This is a genomic window from Streptomyces macrolidinus (assembly GCF_023887685.1).
In the GTDB taxonomy this organism is placed as follows: domain Bacteria; phylum Actinomycetota; class Actinomycetes; order Streptomycetales; family Streptomycetaceae; genus Streptomyces; species Streptomyces macrolidinus.
Window position 1 is genome coordinate 128,067 of record NZ_JAMWMR010000010.1, and the last position, 22,722, is coordinate 150,788.

The 22,722-nt window shown below is 72.9% G+C and carries 21 protein-coding genes and 1 tRNA gene; 5 read left to right on the forward strand and 17 right to left on the reverse strand.

Going from position 1 to position 22,722, the window contains the following annotated elements; genetic code table 11:
• Positions 1-33: 33 nt before the first annotated feature.
• From NGF19_RS14445 to NGF19_RS14455, 3 genes are read right to left on the reverse strand one after another with little or no spacing between them, the layout of a single operon-like run.
• Positions 34-918: an SDR family oxidoreductase gene (locus NGF19_RS14445; RefSeq protein ID WP_252425278.1), complete on the reverse strand. Its 885-nt coding sequence runs from the start codon at positions 916-918 to the stop codon at positions 34-36.
• Complete coding sequence (locus tag NGF19_RS14450; RefSeq protein ID WP_252425279.1) at positions 915-1,877, reverse strand: alpha/beta fold hydrolase; 963 nt, start codon at positions 1,875-1,877, stop codon at positions 915-917. The genes NGF19_RS14445 and NGF19_RS14450 overlap by 4 nt, the downstream gene beginning before the upstream one ends.
• Positions 1,874-3,400 carry a flavin-containing monooxygenase gene (locus NGF19_RS14455; RefSeq protein ID WP_252425280.1) on the reverse strand — a complete coding sequence of 509 codons (1,527 nt, stop codon included), beginning with the start codon at positions 3,398-3,400 and terminating at the stop codon, positions 1,874-1,876. The genes NGF19_RS14450 and NGF19_RS14455 overlap by 4 nt, the downstream gene beginning before the upstream one ends.
• A 142-nt stretch (positions 3,401-3,542) precedes the next feature.
• On the opposite strand from NGF19_RS14455, the gene NGF19_RS14460 reads away from it, so the two are divergent.
• From NGF19_RS14460 to NGF19_RS14470, 3 genes are all read left to right on the forward strand, one after another.
• The gene (locus NGF19_RS14460) at positions 3,543-4,205 is read left to right on the forward strand and encodes a MerR family transcriptional regulator (RefSeq protein ID WP_252425281.1); all 663 of its coding nucleotides are present in this window, start codon (positions 3,543-3,545) and stop codon (positions 4,203-4,205) included.
• Between the two features lie 102 nt (positions 4,206-4,307).
• Complete coding sequence (locus NGF19_RS14465) at positions 4,308-4,826, forward strand: Pycsar system effector family protein (protein WP_252425282.1); 519 nt, start codon at positions 4,308-4,310, stop codon at positions 4,824-4,826.
• Between the two features lie 38 nt (positions 4,827-4,864).
• Positions 4,865-5,596, forward strand: a complete 732-nt coding sequence (locus tag NGF19_RS14470) for a Crp/Fnr family transcriptional regulator (RefSeq protein WP_252425283.1) — start codon at positions 4,865-4,867, stop codon at positions 5,594-5,596.
• Positions 5,597-5,627: 31 nt separating this feature from the next.
• On the opposite strand, the gene NGF19_RS14475 is transcribed toward NGF19_RS14470, so the two are convergent.
• The 7 genes from NGF19_RS14475 to NGF19_RS14505 form a co-directional block, all read right to left on the reverse strand.
• Positions 5,628-7,310, reverse strand: a complete 1,683-nt coding sequence (locus tag NGF19_RS14475) for a hypothetical protein (RefSeq protein WP_252425284.1) — start codon at positions 7,308-7,310, stop codon at positions 5,628-5,630.
• Entirely contained in the window at positions 7,307-8,587 is a 1,281-nt protein-coding gene (locus NGF19_RS14480; RefSeq protein ID WP_252425285.1) for a protein phosphatase 2C domain-containing protein, read from the reverse strand. The genes NGF19_RS14475 and NGF19_RS14480 overlap by 4 nt, the downstream gene beginning before the upstream one ends.
• A gap of 283 nt (positions 8,588-8,870) precedes the next feature.
• Positions 8,871-9,548 carry a vWA domain-containing protein gene (locus tag NGF19_RS14485; protein ID WP_252425286.1) on the reverse strand — a complete coding sequence of 226 codons (678 nt, stop codon included), beginning with the start codon at positions 9,546-9,548 and terminating at the stop codon, positions 8,871-8,873.
• 23 nt (positions 9,549-9,571) lie between these two features.
• The gene (locus NGF19_RS14490; RefSeq protein WP_252425287.1) at positions 9,572-11,341 is read right to left on the reverse strand and encodes a vWA domain-containing protein; all 1,770 of its coding nucleotides are present in this window, start codon (positions 11,339-11,341) and stop codon (positions 9,572-9,574) included.
• 2 nt (positions 11,342-11,343) lie between these two features.
• The gene (locus NGF19_RS14495) at positions 11,344-13,530 is read right to left on the reverse strand and encodes an amino acid adenylation domain-containing protein (RefSeq protein ID WP_252425288.1); all 2,187 of its coding nucleotides are present in this window, start codon (positions 13,528-13,530) and stop codon (positions 11,344-11,346) included.
• Positions 13,531-13,628: 98 nt separating this feature from the next.
• Positions 13,629-14,384: a nucleotidyl cyclase domain-containing protein gene (locus tag NGF19_RS14500; RefSeq protein WP_252425289.1), complete on the reverse strand. Its 756-nt coding sequence runs from the start codon at positions 14,382-14,384 to the stop codon at positions 13,629-13,631.
• 117 nt (positions 14,385-14,501) lie between these two features.
• Positions 14,502-15,305 (reverse strand): exodeoxyribonuclease III, encoded by an 804-nt coding sequence (locus tag NGF19_RS14505; RefSeq protein WP_252425290.1) that lies wholly within the window; start codon positions 15,303-15,305, stop codon positions 14,502-14,504.
• Positions 15,306-15,395: 90 nt separating this feature from the next.
• On the opposite strand from NGF19_RS14505, the gene NGF19_RS14510 reads away from it, so the two are divergent.
• On the forward strand, positions 15,396-15,917 hold the full coding sequence (locus tag NGF19_RS14510) for a GNAT family N-acetyltransferase (RefSeq protein WP_252425291.1): 522 nt from the start codon (positions 15,396-15,398) through the stop codon (positions 15,915-15,917).
• Between the two features lie 422 nt (positions 15,918-16,339).
• Here the strand turns inward: NGF19_RS14510 and NGF19_RS14515 are convergent.
• The 7 genes from NGF19_RS14515 to galU all read right to left on the reverse strand — a co-directional run bounded on the left by NGF19_RS14515 (position 16,340) and on the right by galU (position 21,971).
• Positions 16,340-16,413: transfer RNA gene (locus NGF19_RS14515), tRNA-Ala, on the reverse strand.
• Between the two features lie 96 nt (positions 16,414-16,509).
• Entirely contained in the window at positions 16,510-17,700 is a 1,191-nt protein-coding gene (gene sepX / locus NGF19_RS14520) for a divisome protein SepX/GlpR (protein ID WP_252425292.1), read from the reverse strand.
• 173 nt (positions 17,701-17,873) lie between these two features.
• Positions 17,874-18,524 (reverse strand): GNAT family N-acetyltransferase, encoded by a 651-nt coding sequence (locus NGF19_RS14525; protein WP_252425319.1) that lies wholly within the window; start codon positions 18,522-18,524, stop codon positions 17,874-17,876.
• Positions 18,521-19,102: a MogA/MoaB family molybdenum cofactor biosynthesis protein gene (locus tag NGF19_RS14530; protein ID WP_252425293.1), complete on the reverse strand. Its 582-nt coding sequence runs from the start codon at positions 19,100-19,102 to the stop codon at positions 18,521-18,523. The genes NGF19_RS14525 and NGF19_RS14530 overlap by 4 nt, the downstream gene beginning before the upstream one ends.
• A complete protein-coding gene (gene moaC, locus NGF19_RS14535; RefSeq protein WP_252425294.1) occupies positions 19,099-19,578 on the reverse strand; it encodes a cyclic pyranopterin monophosphate synthase MoaC in 480 nt (159 codons plus the stop codon). Before moaC ends, NGF19_RS14530 begins: the two co-directional genes overlap by 4 nt.
• A gap of 111 nt (positions 19,579-19,689) precedes the next feature.
• Positions 19,690-21,063 (reverse strand): molybdotransferase-like divisome protein Glp, encoded by a 1,374-nt coding sequence (glp, locus tag NGF19_RS14540; RefSeq protein WP_252425295.1) that lies wholly within the window; start codon positions 21,061-21,063, stop codon positions 19,690-19,692.
• Between the two features lie 5 nt (positions 21,064-21,068).
• Positions 21,069-21,971, reverse strand: a complete 903-nt coding sequence (gene galU / locus NGF19_RS14545; RefSeq protein WP_252425296.1) for a UTP--glucose-1-phosphate uridylyltransferase GalU — start codon at positions 21,969-21,971, stop codon at positions 21,069-21,071.
• Positions 21,972-22,074: 103 nt separating this feature from the next.
• On the opposite strand from galU, the gene NGF19_RS14550 reads away from it, so the two are divergent.
• A complete protein-coding gene (locus tag NGF19_RS14550; RefSeq protein WP_252425320.1) occupies positions 22,075-22,680 on the forward strand; it encodes a 5-formyltetrahydrofolate cyclo-ligase in 606 nt (201 codons plus the stop codon).
• The last annotated feature ends 42 nt before the right edge of the window (positions 22,681-22,722 follow it).

The window sequence follows — 22,722 nt, forward strand, 5'->3', positions numbered from 1 at the left end:
GACTGACACGCCCGGACAACCCACGCATTTCGATCAGTTACGCAGCGTGCGCGACCGCTGGGCGTCGGCCTGTCCACCGGCCCCGACCAGCCCGGTTCCGATCTCGCGCAGCCGCGGCGCGAACCTCCGCATCTCCCGCCGCCCCGCCGATGCGACGAGGCCCGGCAGATACCCGCGCACGCCCTGCATCCCGCGCAGCCACCACTGCGCGTACACATGGCTCGACCGCCGCTCGATCCCCGCCACGATCCGGTCCACCGCGGGCCCCAGCGGATACGTCTTGTTGCACGGCCACGGCAGCCGCTGCCTCAACTCCCGCATCACGTCGTCCTGATCGGCGCCCCGCACCATGTCCGTGTCGGTCCAGGACAGGTATCCGACGCCGACCCGTACGCCCTCGTGCGCCACCTCGGCGCGCAGGCTGTGCGCGTACGCCTCCACGCCCGCCTTGGACGCGCAGTACGCCGTCATCATCGGCGCGGGCGTGATCGCGGCGAGCGAGGCGATCTGAAGCAGATAGCCGCGGCTCTCGACCAGGACCGGCAGGAAGGCGCGGGCCGTCACCGTCGAGCCGATCAGATTGACCTCGATCACCCGCCGCCACACCTCGGGGTCGGACCGCGTGAACGGCCCGCCGCCCGCCACCCCGGCGTTGGCGACCACGATGTCGACCTTCCCGAACCGTTCCTTCACCTCCTGGGCGACCCGTGTCATCGCCTCCGGGTCGGTGACGTCCGCGTACCAGTGACCGCTGTCGCCGTACAGCCGCTCGGAGACCGCCTTGAGCGCGTCCTCCTCGAGACCGACGAGCGCGACCGTCGCGCCGCGCGCCGACAGCTTGCGGGCCAGCAGTTCGCCGACGCCCCGCGCGGCGCCCGTGACGACCGCGACCTGTCCCTTGAGGCTCACCGTGCTCATGCGCTCTCCTCCGTCCCGAGGCCCGTCTCCACCCCGAGGCCCGTGTCCGTCCTGGTGTCCGTCGCGTACGTGGTGACGAGGTCCCGGATCTTGCCGGTCACCCACTCCGGCGCCTCCACCGGGGTCATATGGCCGAGCCCGAACAGCTCGGTGCTGCCTACGCAGTTGGGCAGCGTGGCGGCCAGCGTGCGCGCGTGGACCGGGGGTGTCAGCCGGTCGGCCGTGCCGACGACGACCTCCGTCGGCACCGTCAACTCCCGTATGCAGTCGTCGAGATACAGCGTCTCCAGCACACGCGCCCAGGCGTGGCGGACATCGCGCGGGCAGCCGTGCACGAGGCGCGCGCAGGCCTCGACCATCTCCGGTGCCGAACCGGCGCCCATCGTCGCGTACTTGAGGATCCGCTTGGCGACCGGCGTTACCGGCCCGAGCGGGAGCCGCGAGCCGAGCAAGCGGGCCGTGAGCCAGGTCCGCGCCCGCCCGGCGCGCAGCGGCACCACCCGCGCCTCGGCGATCAGGCGCGCGCTTCCCGTGCTGCACAGCAGGGCAGCCGCCGTGTGCGCCCGGAAGCGGGGACGCCGGGCCGCGGCCAGCATGGCCATCGCGCCCATGGAGTGCCCCGCGATCACGGCCCGTTCGCCCGGTGCGAGCGTGGCGGCGAGCACCGCCTCCAGGTCGTCGGCGAGCGCGTCGGTGGAGCACCGGGCGCTTGCCGGGCTGCGCCCGTGCCCCCGCTGGTCGTAGGCGATCACCCGGTGATCGACGGCGAGTTCACGGATCTGCGCCGCCCAGAAGGCGGTCGAGCAGGTCCAGCCGTGGGCGAGGACGACGGTGGGCGCGTCCTTCGGCCCGTGCACCTCGGCATGCAGTGGGGCCCCGTCGGCGGAGCGGACGGTCAGCTCCCGGGCGGGGACGGGGGGCGCGTACGGCCCGCTGCGGACATGCGCCGGGCCGCTCATGCGTGGGCCGCCTTCGCGGCCGGGGCCTGCCGGTCGCTCGCCGGGCCCGTCCGGGGCGCCCTCAGCACCTCGTACTCGCCGAGGTTCACGCGCCGGGTCGCGCCCCGGAACTCCGCCGTCGTGCCGGGCCAGACGGTGGTGTTGCGGCCGGCCGCGTCGAGATACCAGCTCGTACAGCCGCCGGTGTTCCACACCGTGCGCTTCATCCGTTCCTGCACCCGGTGGTTCCAGGCCTCGACGGCGCGCGGCCGGGGGACGAGCGCGGTCCCTTCGCCGAGCATGTCCAACTGCCGCAGATAGTCGGCCAGGTAGTTGAGCTGGGACTCGATCATCAGGATCATCGAGGAGTTCCCGAGGCCGGTGTTGGGCCCGATGATCGTCATCAGGTTGGGGAACCCGGCGGCGGTCGCGCCGCGCAGCGCCGCCATGCCCCCGCTCCAGGACTCCGCGAGCGTGCGCCCGTCGGCGCCGACGACCCGCTCGGCGATCGGCATGTCCGTGACGTGGAAGCCGGTGCCGAAGACGATGGCGTCGACCTCGGCCTCGGTGCCGTCGGCGGCGACGACGGTCCGGCCGCGCACCTCGGCGAGCCCGCTCGCGACGACGTCCACATTGGGCCGCGCGAGGGCCGGGTAGTACGTGTTGGAGAGCAGGATCCGCTTGCAGCCGATGCGGTAGTCGGGGGTCAACTTGGCCCGCAGCGCCGGGTCCTTGACGGCGCGGGTCATGTTGTAGGTGGCCAGCTTCTCGACGAGGCCCAGCTCGTCGGGGTGCTTGGTGAACGCCTGGACCTGCAACTCCCGGATGCCCCACAGCAGTCCGCGGCGCAGTTGGGTGGTGAAGGGCAGCGCGCGGTGCAGCGCGCGTTCGGGGCCGCTGATGGCGCGGTCCACGCGGGGCATCACCCAGGCCGGGGTGCGCTGGAAGAGGACCAGCTTCTCGACGTCGGGCTGGATCGAGGGCACGATCTGGATCGCGGACGCGCCCGTGCCGACCATGGCGACGCGCTTGCCGCGTACGTCGAAGTCGTGGTCCCAGCGGGCGGAGTGGAAGACCGCGCCGGGGAACGAGTCGAGGCCGGGTATGTCCGGGATCTTCGGGTCGGACAGCGGACCGGTGGCGGAGACGACGACGTCGGCGGACCAACTGCCGCCGCTGGTCTCGATGTCCCAGCGCATCTCGCGCGCGTTCCAGACCATCCGCTTCACCTCGCAGCCGAAGCGGAGGTGGGGCCGCAGCCGGTGGACCTCGGCCACGTGCTCCAGATACGCGCGGATGTGCTCCTGCCCGGAGAAGGTGCGCGGCCAGTCGGGGTTGGGCGCGAACGAGAACGAGTAGAGATGGGAGGGCACATCGCAGGCGCAGCCCGGATAGGTGTTGTCGCGCCAGGTTCCCCCGACACTGTCCGCCCGCTCCAGGACCACGAAGTCGGTGATCCCCTCCCGGCGCAGTCGCACGGCGGCGCCGAGCCCGCCGAACCCGGACCCGATCACCGCCACCCGTACATGCTCGTGCTCGGCCATCCCGCAGCCCTCCCGCTCCGCGAACCGCGCCAGTGATTACTGGCGCAATGGGAGAGTAGGGCAGCGCCGTACCGATGGGTAGGGGGCGGGGGCAAGGAAGTTACCGGCGGTACGGCCCGGCGGTACGGCATAGGGTGCGGGCGTGGCAGATGTCGGGGAGCGGCGTGAGTACCGCATGGAGGAGCTGGCCGAGGCGGCCGGCATCACGGTGCGCACCCTGCGCTTCTACCGCGAGCGCAAGCTGATCCGGCCACCGCGCCGCGAGGGCCGCATCGCCTGGTACGACGACGCGCATCTGGCCCGGCTGCGCACCATCTCCGCGCTCCTGGAACGCGGCCACACCCTCAGCGGCATCGCGGAGTTGGCCGAGGCCTTCGACCACGGGCGCGACGTCGGCGACCTGCTCGGCCTCGACGCCCCCACCGAGGAGACCCCGGTCCGGCTCACCCCCGAGGCCCTCGCCGACGTCTTCGGCACCGAGGCGACCCCGGAGAACCTGACGGCGGCTCTCGACCTCGGCTACCTCGGCGTGGACGGCGACGACATCGTCCACATCAGCCGCCGCCTGCTGGAGGTCTCCGCGACCCTGGTGCGCGAGGGCATCCCGCTCGCGGACGTCCTGACCGCCGCCCGCCGCGTCCGCGACCACACGGAGGCCCTCGCGGACGTCTTCACCGACCTGATGGCCGCCCACGCCCGCTCCTCCGAGGACGCCGAACGCCTGCGCCCGCTGGCCAAGAGCGTGGTGGAGGCGGAGCTGTCCCTGGCGCTGGACCGGAGGTTGCGCAAGCAGGGGGACGGGTAACTCCCCCGCATCACGCGTCCGTCGTGTCAGATACGCATCCGCCGCCGCCCGACCGCTCTGCCGCGCGGGCGCGGCGGACCGGTGACGGGGAGGAGCCCGGAAGTGTCCGAAGGGGAACGGCTCACACGCGAGGAGGCGACGAAGCACGCCTGGCAGGTGCACGCCGCGCTCACGGAGTGGACCCGCACCGCCGACGCCAAGGCCTCCTTCGCCCTGGCCATGGAGTCCGCGGCGCTCGCCGCCGTGGTGGCGATGTCAGGACCGGGGCAGCGGCTGGGCCGCGTCTCCGGAGCGCTGCCCGAGACGGCCCTGTGGACGGGGCTGACGCTGCTCGCCCTGGCCGCCGTCCTCGCCGTCCTCGCGGTGGTGCCCCGCCACGACCACGACGGCCGCGCCCGGTCCGCCCACGCCGACGACTTCCTCTTCTACGGACACATACGTCACCACACACCCGCCGAACTCGCCGACAGCCTCTCCCGGCACGAGCCACTGCCCGCGCTGACCCGCCAGATGGTGGCCATGAGCCGCATCCTGTGGACCAAGCAGCGGCTGGTACGGCAGTCCCTGCTGTGCGCGGTCGGCGGCTGCCTGCTGATCGCGGTCGGGGCCCTCACCGGCTGACCACGCGAACCGAGTCGTATCGAGTCAGGGAGACGTCGATGACCGCGGAGTTCCCGGGTCCCGGCCCGGTCGGACGCGGGCCCGGCGGGAGCCCGTTCTGGGACCTGCTGGACGACCCCGCCCGCACGGCGCTGCGCCGGGCCGGACAGGTGGCGGCGTACGCGGCCCGCGAGGAGCTGCTGCGCCAGAACGACCTCAGCGACCATCTCCTCGTCGTGGGCCGCGGCTGTGTCAAGGTCACCACGGTGTCCGCCGCCGGCTATCAGGCGGTACTCGCGCTGCGCAACCCCGGTGACCTGCTCGGCGAACAGGCGGGCCTGGACGGCGGCCCCCGGTCGGCGACGCTGAGCGCGGTCACGCCCGTGCGAGCCCTGGTGATACCGGCCGGCGCGTTCCGCTCGGCGGCGCGCGCCCATCCGGTCATCACCGGCGCCGTCCACCAGGTGTTGTCCGCACGGCTGCGGGACGCCGACCGGCAGCGCACCTCGGCGGGCGCGGACCCGCTCGGCTCCCGGCTCGCCGGGCTGCTGCTGGACCTCGCGGCGACCCACGGGCGGCGGCGCACCTCCGGCGCCGTGGAGATCGGACTCCCGCTGTCCCAGGACGACTTGGCCGGTCTGGTCCTCGGCTCACGCAGAACCGTCAGCCGGGTCCTCGAACAGTGGCGCGCCGACGGCTGGGTGACCACCGGCCGCACCCATCTGACCATCGAGAACCCTGACGCGCTGAAGCAGGCGCGGGAGGGCGGGCCGACGGCCCGGAGCGGCTGACCGGCCCGCCCTCCGCTCACAACCCCGCCGCTCACAGGTCCGTCCAGGACAGCCCGGGAAGGCCGTACTCGTCCGCGAGAGGGTTCCAGGCCGCGACGAAGTCCTGCTTCGCCGTCGTGGCGTCGGAGTTCGCCGAGTCCGCGTCCCGCCAGGCGCTCGTCCCCGTCACAGCGCTGGGGGTGCAGTTGCCCGACACGACGTCCACCACGCGTACGTAGGCCCGGTCCGCCTCCTCCGAACTGCGCCAGGCGGTCCGCAGATCGGACACGAGGGAGGACGGGAGCCGGTCGACGCCGAGCGCGTCCAGCTTGTCCACCAGTTCGGACCGCGCGTCGGCCGCCCCGGCGAACACCTGCCGGTCGCCCGCCAGGTCGCTGCACCGGGTCATCGACCGCACGGCGTCGGAGACCCCGCTGCGCCGACCGGAGTTCTCGGAGAGGAGGCCGCTCAGCGCGCGGGCCTGTTCCTCGCGGGCCGAGGTGGTCTCGGTCGTCTCCTCCTGGCTGCTGGTGCCGGAGCTGGATCCCGAGCCGGACCCGGTTCCCGATCCGCCGTCGCCGCTCTCGTCGGAGCCGCCGCCGTGGTGGGTGAGCCAGACGGCGAGAGCGATCAGGCACAGGATCCCGATCAGCGTCGCGACCACCCGGCCGCCCGACCCGGAGCCGGGCGGACCGCCCGCCGCAGGGCGGACGGGCTGGGGGACATGCGCGGTGCCGGGCACGCCGACAGGTCCGGCGGGTCCGGCAGGTCCGGCAGGTCCGCCCGTCCCGGGACCCGGAGCGTTCTGCGGTCCGGCGCCCGGCCCTCCGGACTGCGGGCTCCCGGAACCCGTAGCGGCGGCCGACCGCTTGCGGGACCAGGTGACGGGCGCGTTGTCGACCGCACGGCGCAGCGGGTCGAGCCACTCGGTGAGGGCGGGCCGGTCGGAGGGTGTGCCGCTCAGCCCGCGCTCGGCCAGGTCGCCCACGGCCCGGTCGACGCTCCGCAGCGCGCTCGGGTCCTTTCCGTGCTGTTCGTGCAGGAAGAGACGGGTGGCGAGGAGCGCGAACTTGTACCCGTCCCCCTGCGGTGTCTCGGGTGCCTCACCGGCGGGCAGTTGCCAGCCGGGGGTCTGCGCGGGCTCCAGTGCCCAGGCACCGGCCAGGCCCATGGCGTCGCAGTCGATGAGGAAGCAGCCGGGCCGTGGCCCCGACAGCGAGAACAGCAGGTTCTTCGGGGACAGATCACCGGCCACCACTCCCATCTCGTGGAGCCGCCCGAGCGTGTCGGCGAGGGCGAGCGGCAGGCCGAACATCTGCCGGGGCGAGACCTCTCCCACCATCCTGCCGACGAAGTCGAGGGGGTTGAGCAGGAATTCGAAACCGGCCGCCCTCCGGCCCGACACGTTGATGAAGAACTCGTCCGGGATCTGCCGCATCAAGAAGCCGCGGACGTCCGGCCCCTGGGTCACCAGGGCCGCGGGCCAGGCCGTGTGCCGTGCCATCCACTCGCCCTCCGCGGCCGGTCTGCCGGGCAGGAACGCCACCATGCGGTCCAGGACATCGACGTGCAGCTTGTGCAGCCAGTCCGGCTTGTACTCCTTGTAGGCCACCGGCCAGGTCTTGTTGATGAGCCGCTTCTCGACCTCCCATACGACACCCTGGCCCCCGTCGCCCAGGCTCCGGCCCAGTACCAGGTCGTCCTTGGCGATCCGCACGGCTCCCGCGCCGGTCATCGCGGCCCGCCGGGCAGGCGATGGCGTGGCCAGACGGCGAGCAGGGTGCGGTCGTCGTCGAACGTCTCCCGCGAGAAGTCCAGCAGATGGGCGAGGGTCCTCGGCTCGGGCGGCGGTACCGCGAGGCCCGTGGCGAACAGGTCCCCCACCAGGCCCGTACCGTCGCCGAGGGGGACGCCGAATCCGTCGGTGCCCACCAGCAGGACGCTGTCCGGGGGCAGCTTGTACGAGATCGACCGCGACCGCGCCGACAGCCGGGGCAGCGCGACCACCGCCGTACTGGAGATCTCCTCGGAGCCCGGGTCCTCGTCGTCCAGCAGCGGTGTGTACTCGCGGCCACGCAGACACCAGGCCGAGGAGTCACCGGCGCGGACCAGCGTGACATGCAGGATGCCGCCTTCGGCCGGTGCGACCGTGCCCGTCACCAGGGTCGTGGCCAGCGTCCTGGTGGCCTCCGCGTGCTCGGCCTCTGCGGGCTCCCGGCCGTGCGCGACCCGCATGAGCAGTTGGTACGCGGCGGCGTTCAGCACCCTGGACCAGTCCAACTCCTCCCGTCTCTCGCCGAGTTGGACCAGCAGGTCGTTCACAGCCGTACGACAGGCCAGCGCGGCCCCGATGTGCGAGAGAGGGGCCGAGGAGACGCCGTCGGCCACGGCGAAGACGACCGTGCCCGTCGGCTCGTGGCAGGCGACGACCACGTCGTCCTGCCGGGGGCTGCCGCCGAAGCGGTGCGCGTCGCCGCGCACCGAGGCCAGCCGCACCGTCAGATGCGGGGTCGACCAGCCGTCGAAGATCGTGTCGGGCCGGTAGGGGTCGGCGGGCGGCGGCTTCGGCTCCACCCGCGCCGAGGGCCTGCCGAGCACGATCCGCTGCCATCGGTCCTCGTCGTCCGCGCGCCGCGGGTCGGGAGCGGGCGGGGCGTACGGCTGCCCGTACGGCTGCCCGAGCAACGGCCCGCGCGTCGGCCCGTGTGGTTGCTGCGGCTGTTGCGGCTGTTGCTGTGGTGCGGGTTCCTGGCGGCGCGGCGCCGCGTGCCGGGGCCCGGCGGCGGGAGGAGCCGCGGCGTCACCCGGCGCGCCGCCGCGCATCTCCCGGTCACCGGGGGCTTCCGGCGCGCCCTGCCGCGGTGGCCCGGACTGCGACCACGACGTGTCCTGCCGTCCCGGCCCTGACGGAGCTGACCGCTGCGGTGCGGTGAGGTCCGGGCCGCCGTACGCCGGGACTTCGTACTCCGGGACGACGTAGTCGGGGACGGCGTACGCGGGCGCCGGGCCCACCGGCCGCGCGGACGGCGGGGTGTGCCTGGGCGGTGCGCTCGGCGGGGGCGGCGGGAGCGGCGGGAGCGGCGCGGGCTCCGTCCGGCCCCTCGGCTCCACCGGCTCTCTCAGGTCCCTCGGGTCCCTCCGCTCCACCGGCTCTCTCGGATCCCACGGGTCCCTCGAACCCACCGGCTCTCGCGGATCCCACGGGTCCGCCGGATCCGATGTGCCCTGCGCGTCCGGTGTGTCCGCGTCCTCGGCCGACCGGTCCCTCCCCCGCCAGAACGCCCACCTGTCCACGTCAGACCTCGTCGATCGCGAGCCTGAAGCCCTCCGGCTTCTCCACCACCAACTCGGGCTGCCCCGATGCCATCGCGTTGCCCGACTCGACCACGCTCTTGGTGAGCGCGGTGAAGAACTTGGCGATGGAGTCGCCGAGTTGGGCCCCAGGAAGGGACACGAACGCGAACTCCGACTGCGTCGCAACGGACAGGATGGTCTCCGCCCGAGCCGACCCCATCCCGAACGCGATGACGTTCGGCGCCGCTCCGGTGACGGACCGGTCGGTGAGCCTGCGGTGCGTCTCGCGCCACTCCTCGCCGCAGGTGGGCTGCCCGTCGCTGAGGAAGAAGACCGCGGGCCGGTGCACCCGGTACCCCTGGGACTTCAGGGTCCGCACATCCTGCGGGATGCGCTTCAGCAGCGCCCCGAACGCCGCGTCGTAGTTCGTGCCGCCGCCCGCGGACAGCCGGGGCAGATCGGCCTCGCTTCTCAGGTCGGCCAGGATCAGCCGCTCGGTCACGCCATGGGCGAAGCCGAGCACCGAGAAGCGCACCTTGGCCGCCGCCATCGGCTCGCCCAGCAACGCGACATGCAGCGACTTCATGCCCTCGTTGAGGTCACCGACGTACTCCGCCATCGACCCGGACTCGTCCGCGAGGACGTACACGGGCAGCAGTTGCCCCAGTGTCTCAGCCATCCCACTCTCTCCCCTCGACCCTCTCAGCTCTCCTGCTCGGCCCCGACGGGTCTGAGCCCCTGCGGGCACTCCAGCCGCAGCTCCATCTGCCCGGCGAGTGCGCTCCGGCCCAGATGCAGCAGCGTCCGCTGCAACAGGACCGAGAACTGCACCGCCGACTGGGCCACATCCATGTTCTCGACGGCGACGACGCCCAACTCGGGCCGCGAGGCGAGCCGTTGCACCGTCCTGACCCGGCCCGGCCCGATCCCGCAGGCCACCAGGTGCGGGTAGTACTTGTGCGCCATCAACTCGGCGTGTGCGGCGGGCCATTCGGCGTCGTCCTCGGCCTGGCCGACGGCGAGGAAGAGGACGACGGGCCGCAGCACGCGCGAGACCTGCTCCTTGAGCCGCTCCGTCTCCAGCGACACCAGGTCCAACAGCCGCCGCAGCACCGGCTGGTAGCGGCAGCCGGGTGTGCTGCTCAGCCCCGGGATGCCCGTGCGCCAGGAGACCTCGGTGAGCGGCAGCACCACATCGGCGCCGTCGGCGTAGGTGAGCACCGACAGGCGGAGCGCGCCGGACACGTCGGGGCTGTTGGCGAGCAGCGTCTGCACCGAGCGCAGCGCGTTGCCCAGCTCGGTGACGCAGCCCGCCGCGGCCGAGGAGGTGTCCAGGACGACGTACACCGGGAGCAGTCCGTTCGGCGGCGCGGCGGTTGCAGGCGGCGGGGTGCTGCCGCCCCACTGCACGGGCCCGCCGCTCGGTACGGCCACGGGCGCGGACGCCGGGTGGCCCGCACGGGAATCCTGGGGCGGTGCCGCGTAGCCGGGGCTCGACGGCGCGGTGCCCGAGACGAACGACGGGGCGACTCCGGCATCCGGGCGTTCGAGCACTCCGGCGACCCCGGTGCCGGGCGCGCTCGGGCCGAGCACGCCCTGCCGCAGCCCGGGAAGGTCGACCTCGCGGACCACGCCCCGCTCGATGAGGTACTTGACCATCTCGGCGTGGCGCTGGTCGCGGATCTCGTGCTGCGCGGCCTCGGACTCCCTTACCCGCGCGAGCAGTTCCAGCGCGTGCACCGTCTCCTCGGGATGGCGGACCAGATGCTCGCGGACGAGGTGGTCGAAGTCCAGCGGGGTGCCGTCCAGGACGGCGCGCTCCGCCGCGTTCCGCCGTCTGCGGCCGTCCGCCCGGATGTCCTCGATCTGCTCGTCGGACCGGGCCTCGCCGACCCTCATCTGATGGGTGTGCACGCCCAGTTGGGCGCGCCGCCTGGCCTCTTCCAGCTCCTGGATGTGGCGGGCCGCCGCGGCGTCGGGCTCCATCTGGATCTTGCAGTGGTAGATGGTGATGCCGTCGGGCAGCCGGATCTCGCGGTCCAGTTCCTGGTTGATCGCGAGCTGGGCCTCCATCGCCTGCGTGATCGCGAACCGCGCGGCGCACAGCCGGATCCGGTCGGTGAGGTATCCGTACACGACCGCCAGCGCGTCCCGTACGTTCCTCGCCACCACCAGCGCCGGATCGTGCACCCGGAAGCCGACGTCGATCGTCGCCTGGAAGCGATGCCCACCGTCCTTGCAGGTCAAGGGAGTTCGGGTGACGGCTGCCTGGCGCCGGTGGTCGCTGAGGTCGACGACGTAGCAGGCGCGGCCCTTGCCGAACCAGCGCTGGCCGAGGGTGCGGACCCGTTCGACCTCGAAGGGGCCGCCCTCCACCGGGTAGACGATCGCCACCGACGGGGGAAGATCCGGCAGTTCACCCACCCGACCGCGGGCGATCGCACGGTCGTTGAGGATCAGCGAAACGGTCATCGTCACACCCTTTCCAGGTCGAGCTGCGCATGCACCATGGCGGCCGTCAGCGGCAGCCCCGCGATCCGGTCCGGATGGATCCAGGCGTCGGCGCAGCCGCGCAGGATCCGGCCGGAGCGCAGGTCTCCCTGCGCGATGGCGCCGACGAGCAGCCGGAGCATCTCGCGCAGTTCCGAGTCCTGTTCGGCGAGCGCCGCCCAGTTGCCCAGGACCTGCTCCGCCTCGCCGTGGAAGAAGGACTCGTTGAGCGCGGCGCGCCACAACCGGACGAAGGAATCGCGCAGTTCGGGCCGGTGGTGGGCCAGATGGAGCAGGAGTGGCCACTCGGGCACCGCGGCGGCCCCCGCTGCCGAGCCGCCGGGCGGCTCGATGTCCTTGGTCTCCACGACCACCTGGGCCGCGACGATCAGGAAGGCGAGGGTCGCCGCGCGGCCCGAGCGGTGATCCTCCACCCGCGCCCACAGCATGGCCAGTACGGATCCGGTCACATCCTGGTCGTCGGCCACCAGGTCGGCCAGCGCGTTGCCGATGGCCACGGCCACCGTCACGCTGTCGACCGCGAGCAGCTTGGCCAGTTCGTCGACGGGGCGGTCCGACACGGCCTTGAGGCCGTGCACCCGGGCGGCGGCCGCGCGCGGCGCGGGCCGCTCGTCCGCGTACCAGCCGTCGACCAGCGCGGTCGCCTGCCCCCGCACCCAGGGGTGCTGGCAGGCCACGGACAGGGCATAGGCGACGGCGGTGCGGTGCGGCGCGCTGTCGCTGCGCGCCCAGGGCGCAAGGATCCGGCGTTCGATGTGCCGGTAGGCCTCGGCGGCGAGCACCCCGAGACCGGAAGCCGCCGCGTAGACCCGTACCTGCTCCGCCGGGTGGACCACCAACTCGGCCAGCCAGTCGAGGAGTTCCTTCTGGATCTCGTACTGGGTCCAGGCGTGCACGATGACCCTGCGCGCGTAGCCGGGGTCCAGGTACTCCAGCACCTTGCCGGGCTCACCGCCCGGCTTGTCGCTCTCCTGGGCGCGCAGCCGCAGCAGTTGGCGGCGCCGGGGTGTCTCGAACAGGTCCGTGGAGTGCGGTACGCGCCCGTCGGGGCCCGCCGCCCTGAGGTACGGCGTGTCGTCCGCGAGGCGCTCGCGCAGCGACCGGGCGGCCTCGGCGATGTCCTCCTGCGGCAGGCCGTTGAGCACGGCGAGGGCGAGCGCGAAGCTGCGGACGGAGGCGTCGGGCAGGCTCTCGGCCCAGATCTCGAAGTCCTCCATCTCCAGCCGGGCCCGGTGCTCGCGCAGCCGCTCCAGGTCGACGGCGCCGTGGACGTCGTACTGCTCGCTCAGCGCCGCGGCGAGGTCCCCGGCCTCGCGGCAGGCGGGGAGGTCGCCGAGCAGTTCGGCGATCACGCCGCATACGTCCTCGCGGTCGAGCAGCCGGTCGGCGTCGCGTTCGCGCAGCCGCCACCGCAGGTGCGCGCGGACCACGTCCAGGGACCGCGGGGCGTCCGCCAGGTCCCGTACCCCGGCGAGGAGTTCGCCGTCCGCGAGTTCGCCGTCCGCCACCGTGACGACCATCCACGCGTCCGCCTGCGACAGCGCGCCCTGGACCTTCTCGTACGCCTCCCGCCCGAGGTTGCCGATGTCCTCGGGGCGCTCCAGCAGGAAGCCGGCACCGGGCTCGATGACCCCGCGGTCGTTCTCCAACTGCTCGGCCAGGTGGGCGAAGTCGACGTCCTTGTCCAGGTGGTACAGCGTGCCCCGGCAGGCCCCGAGGAGCAGCCGTACGGCCATCGCGGACTTGCCGTACCCGGCGGCCCCGCGCAGGATCAGCAGCCGCTGCCGGGCGAGCGCGTCACGGGCGTCGGGCAGGTCGGCGGGCGCGCAGTAGGCGTGCCGGACGCGTTCGGCGACGAGCGGGGACAGCACGCGCAGTCTGCGTCTGCCGCCGCCCAGCACCAGGACGTACTTGTCGCCGCCGACCAGGTCGCCCTCGACGTTGGCCACGGCGTGCTGGAGATGCCCGCGCCGCTGCGATCCCAGCCCGACCTGGCCGGTCGCCTCGTACGACTCCGCGCCCGGACCCGACTGCGGCGGCGGGGCCGCGCCGTCGTCCGTACCCGTCGTCGGCTGCGCCGGGGGCGTGCTGTCGGGGGGGCCGTGGGCCGCTTCGGGGCCCGGACCCGGGGCGGGCGGCTGGGGCGGCACACCGCCCGCTCCGCCCGCCCCGGGTCCCCCCGTTCCGGCCGCCGGTCGGCTCCCCTCTGGTGCTCCGGCGGCCGGGGCCCCTCCGGGCGCGCCGGCGGTCACAGCCGCACGCTCCCGGTGGTGTGGACGCTGACGTGCTTGTCACCTGCGATCTGATCGCCCTGGACGGTCCGGGCGTGCTGCACGACGGTGGGGCGGCCCGGGGCGTCCTGGTCGCCCTCGGCGGACCCGCTGGCGGCCGAGGCGGCCGACTCGGGCGGCAGCCCAGGCGGGGCCGGACGCCCCGGAACGGTGATCCAACTGTCGATCCGCTCGCCGTGCTTGGTGGTGAAGGCGCAGGGCAGATAGGCGGCCGGGTCGATGCCGCGGTGCCCGTGTCCGATCACTCCCCGGTACACCTCGTCCGAGACGGCGAACACCATCCGCGCGGACGGGGCGGCGCTCAGCACGTCCCGCAGGGGCTGGGCGTCCACCAGCCGGCAGGCGGTGTTGACGGCGTCGCCCGACCAGCCGTGCTCGTCGGGTGCCGCCAGCCCCTGGTGCAGGGCCAGGCGCAGCCGGAGCGCGTGCTCCTCGTTCGACTGCTCGGCGTGGACGCCCAGTTCGGTGTCCAACTCGGTCACGAACGGCCCCGCGAGCAGGACCGGGGGCACCGCCGGAGAGACCAGCATCAGCACGCCGTCGCCGCGGTCCTCCGTCACGGTGTCGGCCGCGGCGAGCCCGGCCCGCTCCATCGCGCCGGAGAGCGCCCGGTACATCGCGGCGCGAACCCGCCGCTGCACGGGATCGCGGCGCGAACTGAAGTTCTCGACGTCCAGCACCATGATCCAGTGGTGCGTCGCCTCTCCCGCCATGGGTCTGCCTCCCCCGCCGCTCGAACGGCTTCCCAGTAGACGGCATACGGAGGGAGGCGGTCCACGCCATGTGGCGCACTGACAGGAATGGCCGGAATCGCTCGCAGAAGTGTGCGTCTAGTGGTCGTACACGACCGTCATGGGGGCGTGATCGGACCAGCGCTCGGCGTGCGTGGCCGCGCGCTCCACGGACGCCTTGACGGCCTTGGCGGCGAGGCCGGGGGTGGCCCCGTGGTAGTCGATCCGCCAGCCCGTGTCGTTGTCGAAGGCCCGTCCGCGGTACGACCACCAGGTGTACGGCCCCTCGACGTCCGGATGCAGGGCGCGCACCACGTCCACGTATCCGCCGTCCGCCGGGTCGAAGACCCGGGTCAGCCAGTCCCGCTCCTCGGGCAGGAAGCCGGAGCTCTTGGTGTTGCCGCGCCAGTTCTTCAGGTCGGCCCGCTGGTGGGCGATGTTCCAGTCGCCGCAGACGAGCACCTCGCGGCCGTCGGCGGCGGCCCGCTCGCGCAGCTCCTTGAGGTAGGCGAGGAACTCGCCCATGAAACGGATCTTCTCGTCCTGCCGCTCGGTGCCGACCTCGCCGGAGGGGAGGTAGAGGGAGGCGACCGTCACACCCGGCAGGTCGACCTCGACATACCGCCCGCTCGTCTCGAACTCCGCCGACCCGAAGCCGACCCGGACCCGGTCCGGCTCACGGCGGGAGTAGAGGGAGACGCCCGCGCGGCCCTTGGCGGCGGCGGGCGCGTGCACGACGTGCCAGCCCTCGGGCGCGCGCACCTGCTCGGGCAGTTGATGCGGCTCGGCGCGCACCTCCTGCAGACACAGCACATCCGCCCCGGTCACCGCGAGCCACTCCACGAAGCCCTTCTTGGCGGCGGCCCGCAGTCCGTTCACATTGGCAGAGGTCACAGTCAGCATCCGGGCACCTTACCCGCACACTGGACGAGGCCCGGTAAGGGACCACATACTGCCCCTCCTGTTACTCAGAGCTGGATATACGGTTACGAAATGCTCATCCGCCCTGTTCCCTTCGACCACCCGGACGCCGTCAAGCTCAACGACGAGGTCCAGGCCGAGTACGACGTGCGCTACGGCGACGGCGGCGACGCCACCCTCCTGGACCCCGCCGACTTCCGGCCACCGAACGGCCTGTACCTGATCGCGTACGACACGGACGGCACCCCCGTCGCCACGGGCGGCTGGCGCAGCCAGGACAAGAACGCCGAGGGGAACCTGGACGGCGACGCCGAACTGAAGCGCATGTTCGTCGTCGCGAGCATGCGCGGCCGGGGCCTGGCGCGGCGCATCCTCGCGGCCCTGGAGGACGACGCCCGCGCGGCGGGCCGCATCCGCATGGTCCTGGAGACCGGCACCAAGCAACCGGAGGCGGTCGCCCTGTACACCTCCACCGGCTACGCCCCGTGCGAGAAGTTCGGCTACTACCGCTTCCACGACGACAGCCTCTGCTACGCCAAGGACCTCGTCGCCTCGCATTCAGGTGGCCCGGGCGGCGGGCGCGCAGCGCCTTGAGGCTCGCTCAGACAGGGGCGAGACGACCGGCGTGGACTGTGTACTCATGGCCGGATGCACTCCTTCGACGGAGCACGCCTGTGACGACAGCCCAACTCGACGTCCCGGACGAGCCGTTCACTGCCAGGTTCCTCTGCTGGGTCCGTTCGTCGGCTCATCGCCGCCGCGTCCCTGCACCACCACGCGTACCTCACCGGTCGCGCCGTACCCGGCACGTTCAAGCTCCGCTACGTCGACGTCGCTTCGCCCGAGGCGAACTCCGCTGACGATCGCCTCGGGGCCGGGAAGGACGTCATGCCACTGGTGCTTCCCGGCCCCCTGGCCGCAGACGTTGAAGAAGTCCCGGAACGCAGAGATCCCGTTCAGCTCGATGAGCTGAACGGGATCTCCTCAACTCCCCGGAACTCGGAGAGTCGTTGCGGTGGACCTGAGGGGATTTGAACCCCTGGCCCCCTCGATGCGAACGAGGTGCGCTACCGGACTGCGCCACAGGCCCTTGCAACGAGTGAAACTCTAGCATCCCCATCGGCCAGTCTGGAAATCCGTTCCGCCCCAGGTCAGCAGGGCGGGGTGCGACGGGCCGTCGCGGCGCCTACTCGTTGGCGGCCCGCGGCCGTTCCCCGTCCTCGTACTGGTCGAACAGCGGGGTGCGTCCCCGCTCCCGGGAGCGCCGTGCGGACGCGGCCCGGCGGGCGTCGCTGCGGCCACCGTCGGGCTCCGGCCGCTCCGCCGCCCCGGGCTGCCCCGGCTCGGCGTCGGACGCCGACGGTACGGGTGCCTGCGGCTCCGCCGTGCTCGACCGGGCGGAGCTCCACGCGTCCGGCGCCCCGAGGTCCACGCTCGGCGTCGCCCGCGGCGCGACCGGCGCGGTCACATACGTCGGCAGCGGCACCGGGACCGGGTCCCAGGTCTCGCCGTGCCCCGGCCTGCGCTGCCGCTCGCGCTGCTGGTCCACCCACTCCGCGTGGTCGGTCTGCTCGACGAGCGCCCGGCGGTCGGCGGCGAGTGCCAGGAGCCCGGGGTCGGTCTCCGGCTCGGGTCCCTCCTCCGGTTCGTCGGAGTCGGTCGCGAGCGGGGGGCGGCGACGGGGCTGCCGCTCCCTGAGCCGCTGCGCCGCCACCTCGGCCCGGCGCCGGTCCATCGTGAACCGGTACCGCTTGCGCTCCTGGGCCCGCAGATACGCGATGTACACGCTCAGCAGCACGGCGGGCACGCCGGGCGCCCACAGGAAGGCGAGGCCTCCGACGGCGGCGACGACCGCGCCGAGCGTGAACGCGGTGAAGAGCACCACCGTGGTCCGCTGCCGACGCGCGAGCACCTTCGAGCGCCGAGCGCGCGCCGCGGCCTGGGCCCCGGACGGCTTCCGGGCCCGGGGCGAGGCCTTGGCCGCGAGCGGCCGGGCGACCGGGTCCGCCTCGGAGGGGGGCTGCGCCGCGGGCCGGGAGGCCGCCTTGCCGGTCGGCTCCCGCCGAGCCGGGGCCTCCGGCTCGACTCTCACGCGCGCCTGCGGGTCGGTCGGAGGCATGGCGAAGGCCCGGACGTCCACCGAGTCGGTGACGCCGTCCGGAAGGCTCTGCTCCCCCTCCTCGGTGGAGCGCGCCCGCAGGTCCTTGGCGTATCGGCGCTCCATGCCCGCCCGTCCGGACAGCAGCCGGATGGCGGTACTGAAGCGTTCCGTCGGACGAGACTCGTTCAACTCGTCCTGCCTACGGAGCCACATCGGCACCAAGTAGGCGGCCCAGGCCCCGACGATGACTGCATAGATGAGGCCGCTGCTGCTCACGCCTCACACGGTAGAGGGGTTTACGTGAGGCCATCCGCCAATTGGGCCGGTGTGTCGCACGATCTGGCTGATATTTCGAGCTTTTTTTGCGACCCATGCGATCACCAGCCCACCCGGACCGCTAATACCCGAGACCAGGACGATCAGTAACCGACCGATTTCGAACATACTTTTTATTTCCGCGAAGAACCCGGGTTCGCCGCCCCCGACTGCCGCGACCGTTCCCGGTGCCAGCGCGCCAGCAATCCGTCGGGCAGCTCTTCCGCGGTGAGCGCGAAGACGAGATGGTCCCGCCAGTCCCCGTCGATGTGGAGATAACGCGGCCGGAGCCCTTCCTCCCGGAATCCGAGTTTCTCCACCACCCGGCGGCTCGGCCCGTTCTCCGGGCGAATGCAGACTTCGACGCGGTGCAGCCCGACGCTGCGGAAGCAGTGGTCGACGGCGAGCGCCACGGCCGTCGGCATCACCCCGCGGCCGGCCACCGCCTCGTCCACCCAGTAGCCGATGTGGCCCGAGCACATCGAGCCCCAGGTGATCCCGGCCACCGTCAACTGCCCCGCGAGCTGCCCCTGGTACTCGATGACGAAGGGCAGCATCCGGCCCGCGTTGGCCTCGCCGCGCAGATGCCGGACCATCTGGCGGTAGGTCGGCCGGTGCGCGACCGGACCGGCGGGCGTCGGCGGCGGGATGGTCGCCTCCCACGGCCGCAGCCAGTCCCGGTTACGGCGGTTGACCTCGCGCCAGGCCCGCTGGTCGCGCAGCCTTATCGGCCGGAGGACGACATCGCCGTCCGCCAGCTCCACGGGCCAGGACGGGCTGTTCAGCACGCACCCCCAGTCGGTCCGGACGGGCTCTCGCCGGTCGTGGAGCCGCCCGCGTCGGCCCTGCGGTGGTCGCCGCCGCGGATCTGGTCGACGGCGTGCGCCAGCAGGGGCTCCAGGACGGCCAGTCCGTCCTTCACCCCGCCGGTGGATCCCGGCAGGTTGACGATCAAGGTTCCGTCGGCGACCCCGGCCAGGCCCCGGGACAGCGCCGCCGTGGGCACCTTCTCCCTTCCGAACGCCCTGATGGCCTCAGGAATGCCCGGCACCTCGTAGTCGATCACCGCGCGGGTGGCCTCGGGGGTGCGGTCGGTGGGCGAGACGCCGGTGCCGCCGGTCGTCACGATCACGTCGTACCCGGCGCGGACGCCTTCCCGCAGCGCGTTCTCCACCGGGTCCCCGTCCGGCACCACCCACGGTCCGTCGACCGCGAAGCCGAACCGGGCGAGCGCCTCCACGATCAGGGGCCCGCCCCTGTCCTCGTACACACCGAGCGCGGCACGATTGGACGCGGTCACCACCAGGGCGGCGTACGGCGCCACCAGGGCGCCCCCGAGCGGCGGCGCGAGCGGGGCCGTCATGCGCGGCTCCAGTCGCCCGACGCGCCGCCCGTCTTCTCCTCCACGCGCACGTCCGTGATCACCGCGCCCTTGTCGACCGCCTTCACCATGTCGATCACGGTCAGCGCCGCCACGCTGACCGCGGTGAGCGCCTCCATCTCGACGCCCGTACGGTCGGTGGTCTTCACGGTGGCCGTGATCTCGACGGCGTCGTCCGCCACCGACAGCTCCACCTTCACGCCCGAGACCGCCAGCGGATGGCACAGCGGGATCAGGTCGGGCGTGCGCTTGGCGCCCATGATCCCCGCGATACGCGCCGTGGCGAGCGCGTCGCCCTTGGGGACGCCCTCACCGCGCAGCAGCTCCACCACCCGCGGCGAGACCAGGACGCGGCCACTGGCGCGCGCGGTGCGCGCGGTCACGTCCTTCCCGGAGACGTCGACCATGCGGGCTGCCCCCGCGTCGTCGAGGTGAGTCAGTCGGTCCTGCGTACTCATGTCCTGCGGCGCTCCCGGTCCTGGCCCGGCGCGGTAGGGCGTTGCGGGCCTTGTGTGCGCGACACGGTACCTCCAACGCGCCGCGCGCAGCCGGGTAAGGGGCCCGGCCGGTCAGCCGAGCAGGAGCACCTCGACCTCGGTGCCCGGCTCCAGCGAGGTGTCGTTCTCGGGGACGACGATCAGCGCGTCGGACTGTGCGAGGGCCGCGATCAGATGGGAGCCCGCGCCGCCGACCGGCGTGACCGTGCCGTCGCGGTACGTCCCGCGCAGGAACTGGCGGCGGCCCACGGGCGAGGTCAGCGCCTTGTCCGCCCGCAGGACGGCCTTGGTCCGGGGGCGGTGGACGTCCTCCAGGCCCATCAGGGTGCGGATCGCGGGACGTACGAACACCTCGAAGGAGACGTACGAGGACACGGGGTTGCCCGGCAGCGCGAGCAGCGGCGTGCGGTCGGGGCCGATCAGGCCGAAGCCCTGGGGCTTGCCCGGCTGCATGGCGAGCTTGCGGAACTCGACGCCGTGGCCCGCCTCGGGCTCGCCCTCGCCCTCGCCCTCGCCGCTGTCGTTCTCGCCGCTGTCGTTCTCGTCCTCGCCGATGGCGGTGAGGGCTTCCTTCACCACGTCGTACGCGCCCACGCTCACGCCCCCGGTGGTGACCATGAGGTCGGCGCGGACGAGTTGGTCCTCGATGGCCGAGCGCAGCGTCTCGGCGTCGTCGGTGACCGCCCCGACCCGGTAGGCGATGGCCCCCGCGTCCCGGGCGGCGGCGGTGAGGGCGAAGCTGTTGGAGTCGTAGATCTGACCGCTCGCCAACTCCTCGTCGGGCTGGACGAGTTCGCTGCCGGTGGACATGACGACCACGCGCGGGCGCGGACGTACGCGGACCGTGCCGCGGCCGATCGCGGCGAGCAGCGCGATCTGCGGCGGACCGAGGACCGTGCCCGCCGCGAGGGCGAGGTCGCCGGCCTTCGCGTCGCTGCCCTGCGCGCGCACATGCGCGCGTGCCTCCACCGGGCGGTGCACGCGCACCTGCCCGGTGGCGTCCTCGGGCGACAGGCTGCGGGCGCGCATCCCGGAGACGGGACCGCCGCCCAGCCCGCCGTCGGTCCACTCCACGGGGACGACGGCCTCGGCGCCGGGCGGCAGCGGGGCGCCGGTCATGATGCGCGCGGCCTGACCGGGGCCCACCTCCAGCAGACCGGCCGCGCCCGCCGCGACGTCCCCGATCACCGTGAGGACGGCCGGGAACTCCTCGCTCGCGCCCTCGACGTCCGAGACCCGCACCGCGTACCCGTCCATCGAGCTGTTGTCGAACGGGGGCAGCGAGAGCGCCACCGTGACCTCGTCGACCAGGACGCAGCCCTGGGCGTCGAGCAGGTTCAACTCGATGGGTTCCAGCGGCTGGACGGTGGCGAGGATGTCCTTGAGATGGTCGTCCACCGACCAGAGGTGGTCCTGCCCGCTGGTCCGGGTCGCGGCGGCGCTCACGATCGCTACATCTCCTCGGCTACGTAACGGCGAAGCCAGGCCTGGAAGTCCGGGCCCAGGTCTTCACGTTCGCACGCGAGCCGGACAATGGCACGCAGGTAGTCGCCCCGATCGCCGGTGTCATAGCGGCGGCCCTCGAAGACGACGCCGTGCACGGGGCCGCCGATCTTCTCGTCCTCGGCCAGTTGCTGGAGGGCGTCGGTGAGTTGGATCTCGCCGCCCCGGCCCGGCTCGGTCTTGCTCAGCACGTCGAAGATGTTCGGGTCGAGGACATACCGGCCGATGATCGCGTAGTTCGACGGGGCGTCCGCCTGATCGGGCTTCTCGACCAGGCCGGTCACCTTGACGACGTCGCTGTCCGCGGTGGTCTCGACGGCGGCGCAGCCGTAGAGGTGGATCTGTTCCGGGGCGACCTCCATGAGCGCGACGACGCTGCCGCCGTGCCGCTCCTGGACCTCGACCATGCGCGCCAGCAGGGGGTCGCGCGGGTCGATCAGGTCGTCACCGAGGAGGACGGCGAAGGGCTCGTGACCGACGTGCGGGGCGGCGCAGAGCACGGCGTGGCCGAGGCCCTTGGGGTCGCCCTGGCGCACGTAGTGCATGGTGGCGAGATCGCTGGACTCCTGGACCTTCGCGAGCCGGTCGGCGTCGCCCTTCTTCTCCAGGGCCGACTCCAGCTCGTAGTTGCGGTCGAAGTGGTCCTCGAGCGGACGCTTGTTGCGGCCGGTGACCATCAGGACGTCATCGAGCCCGGCGGACACGGCCTCCTCGACCACGTACTGGATCGCGGGCTTGTCGACGACCGGCAGCATCTCTTTGGGAGTGGCCTTGGTGGCCGGAAGGAACCGGGTGCCGAGACCTGCTGCGGGAATGACAGCCTTGGTGATCCTGGGGTGCGACTCAGTCATGCCCGTAACCATATCCGCTGGCTATATACGGAATCCGAGGTTCCGGATAATTTGCTCTCATATGAGCGCATTTACGAAGGGTGGGCGCTGACCTGTGGCTTCCATGGGACGCGAGACGGAGCCTGACAAGCGAAGGTTGCGGCGGGAGCTCCTCGCGGTGAGGAGCGGGTTGACCGCGGATGACGTACGCGAGGCGGCGGTCGCGCTCGCCGGGCACGCGCGGGAACTGCCCGAACTCGCGCGTGCGCGCACGGTCGCGGCGTACGTCTCCGTGGGAAGCGAACCGGGCACCCTCGCGCTCCTGGACGCGCTGCGCGCGCGGGGCCGCCGGGTCCTGCTCCCCGTACTCCTCCCGGACAACGACCTCGACTGGGCGGTGTACGCCGGGCCGGACTCCCTCGTCCCCGTCCGGCACGGCGGCCGGATGACCCTCCTGGAGCCCTCGGGCGAGCGGCTGGGCCCGGAGGCCGTCGAGCGGGCCGACGCCGTGCTGCTGCCGGGGCTGGCCGTCGATACGCGCGGGATGCGTCTGGGGCGCGGCGGCGGCTCGTACGACCGCGTACTGGCCCGCCTGGAGCGCGCGGGCGCCGACCCCGCGCTGGTGGTGCTGCTGTACGACACGGAGGTCGTCGAGCGGGTCCCCGAGGAGGCGCACGACCGCCCGGTGCACGCGGTGGTGACGCCCTCGGGAGTCCACCGCTTCCGCTGAGCCCGAACTCCCGCAGCCCGCACAGCGAGTGGCCCGCACAGC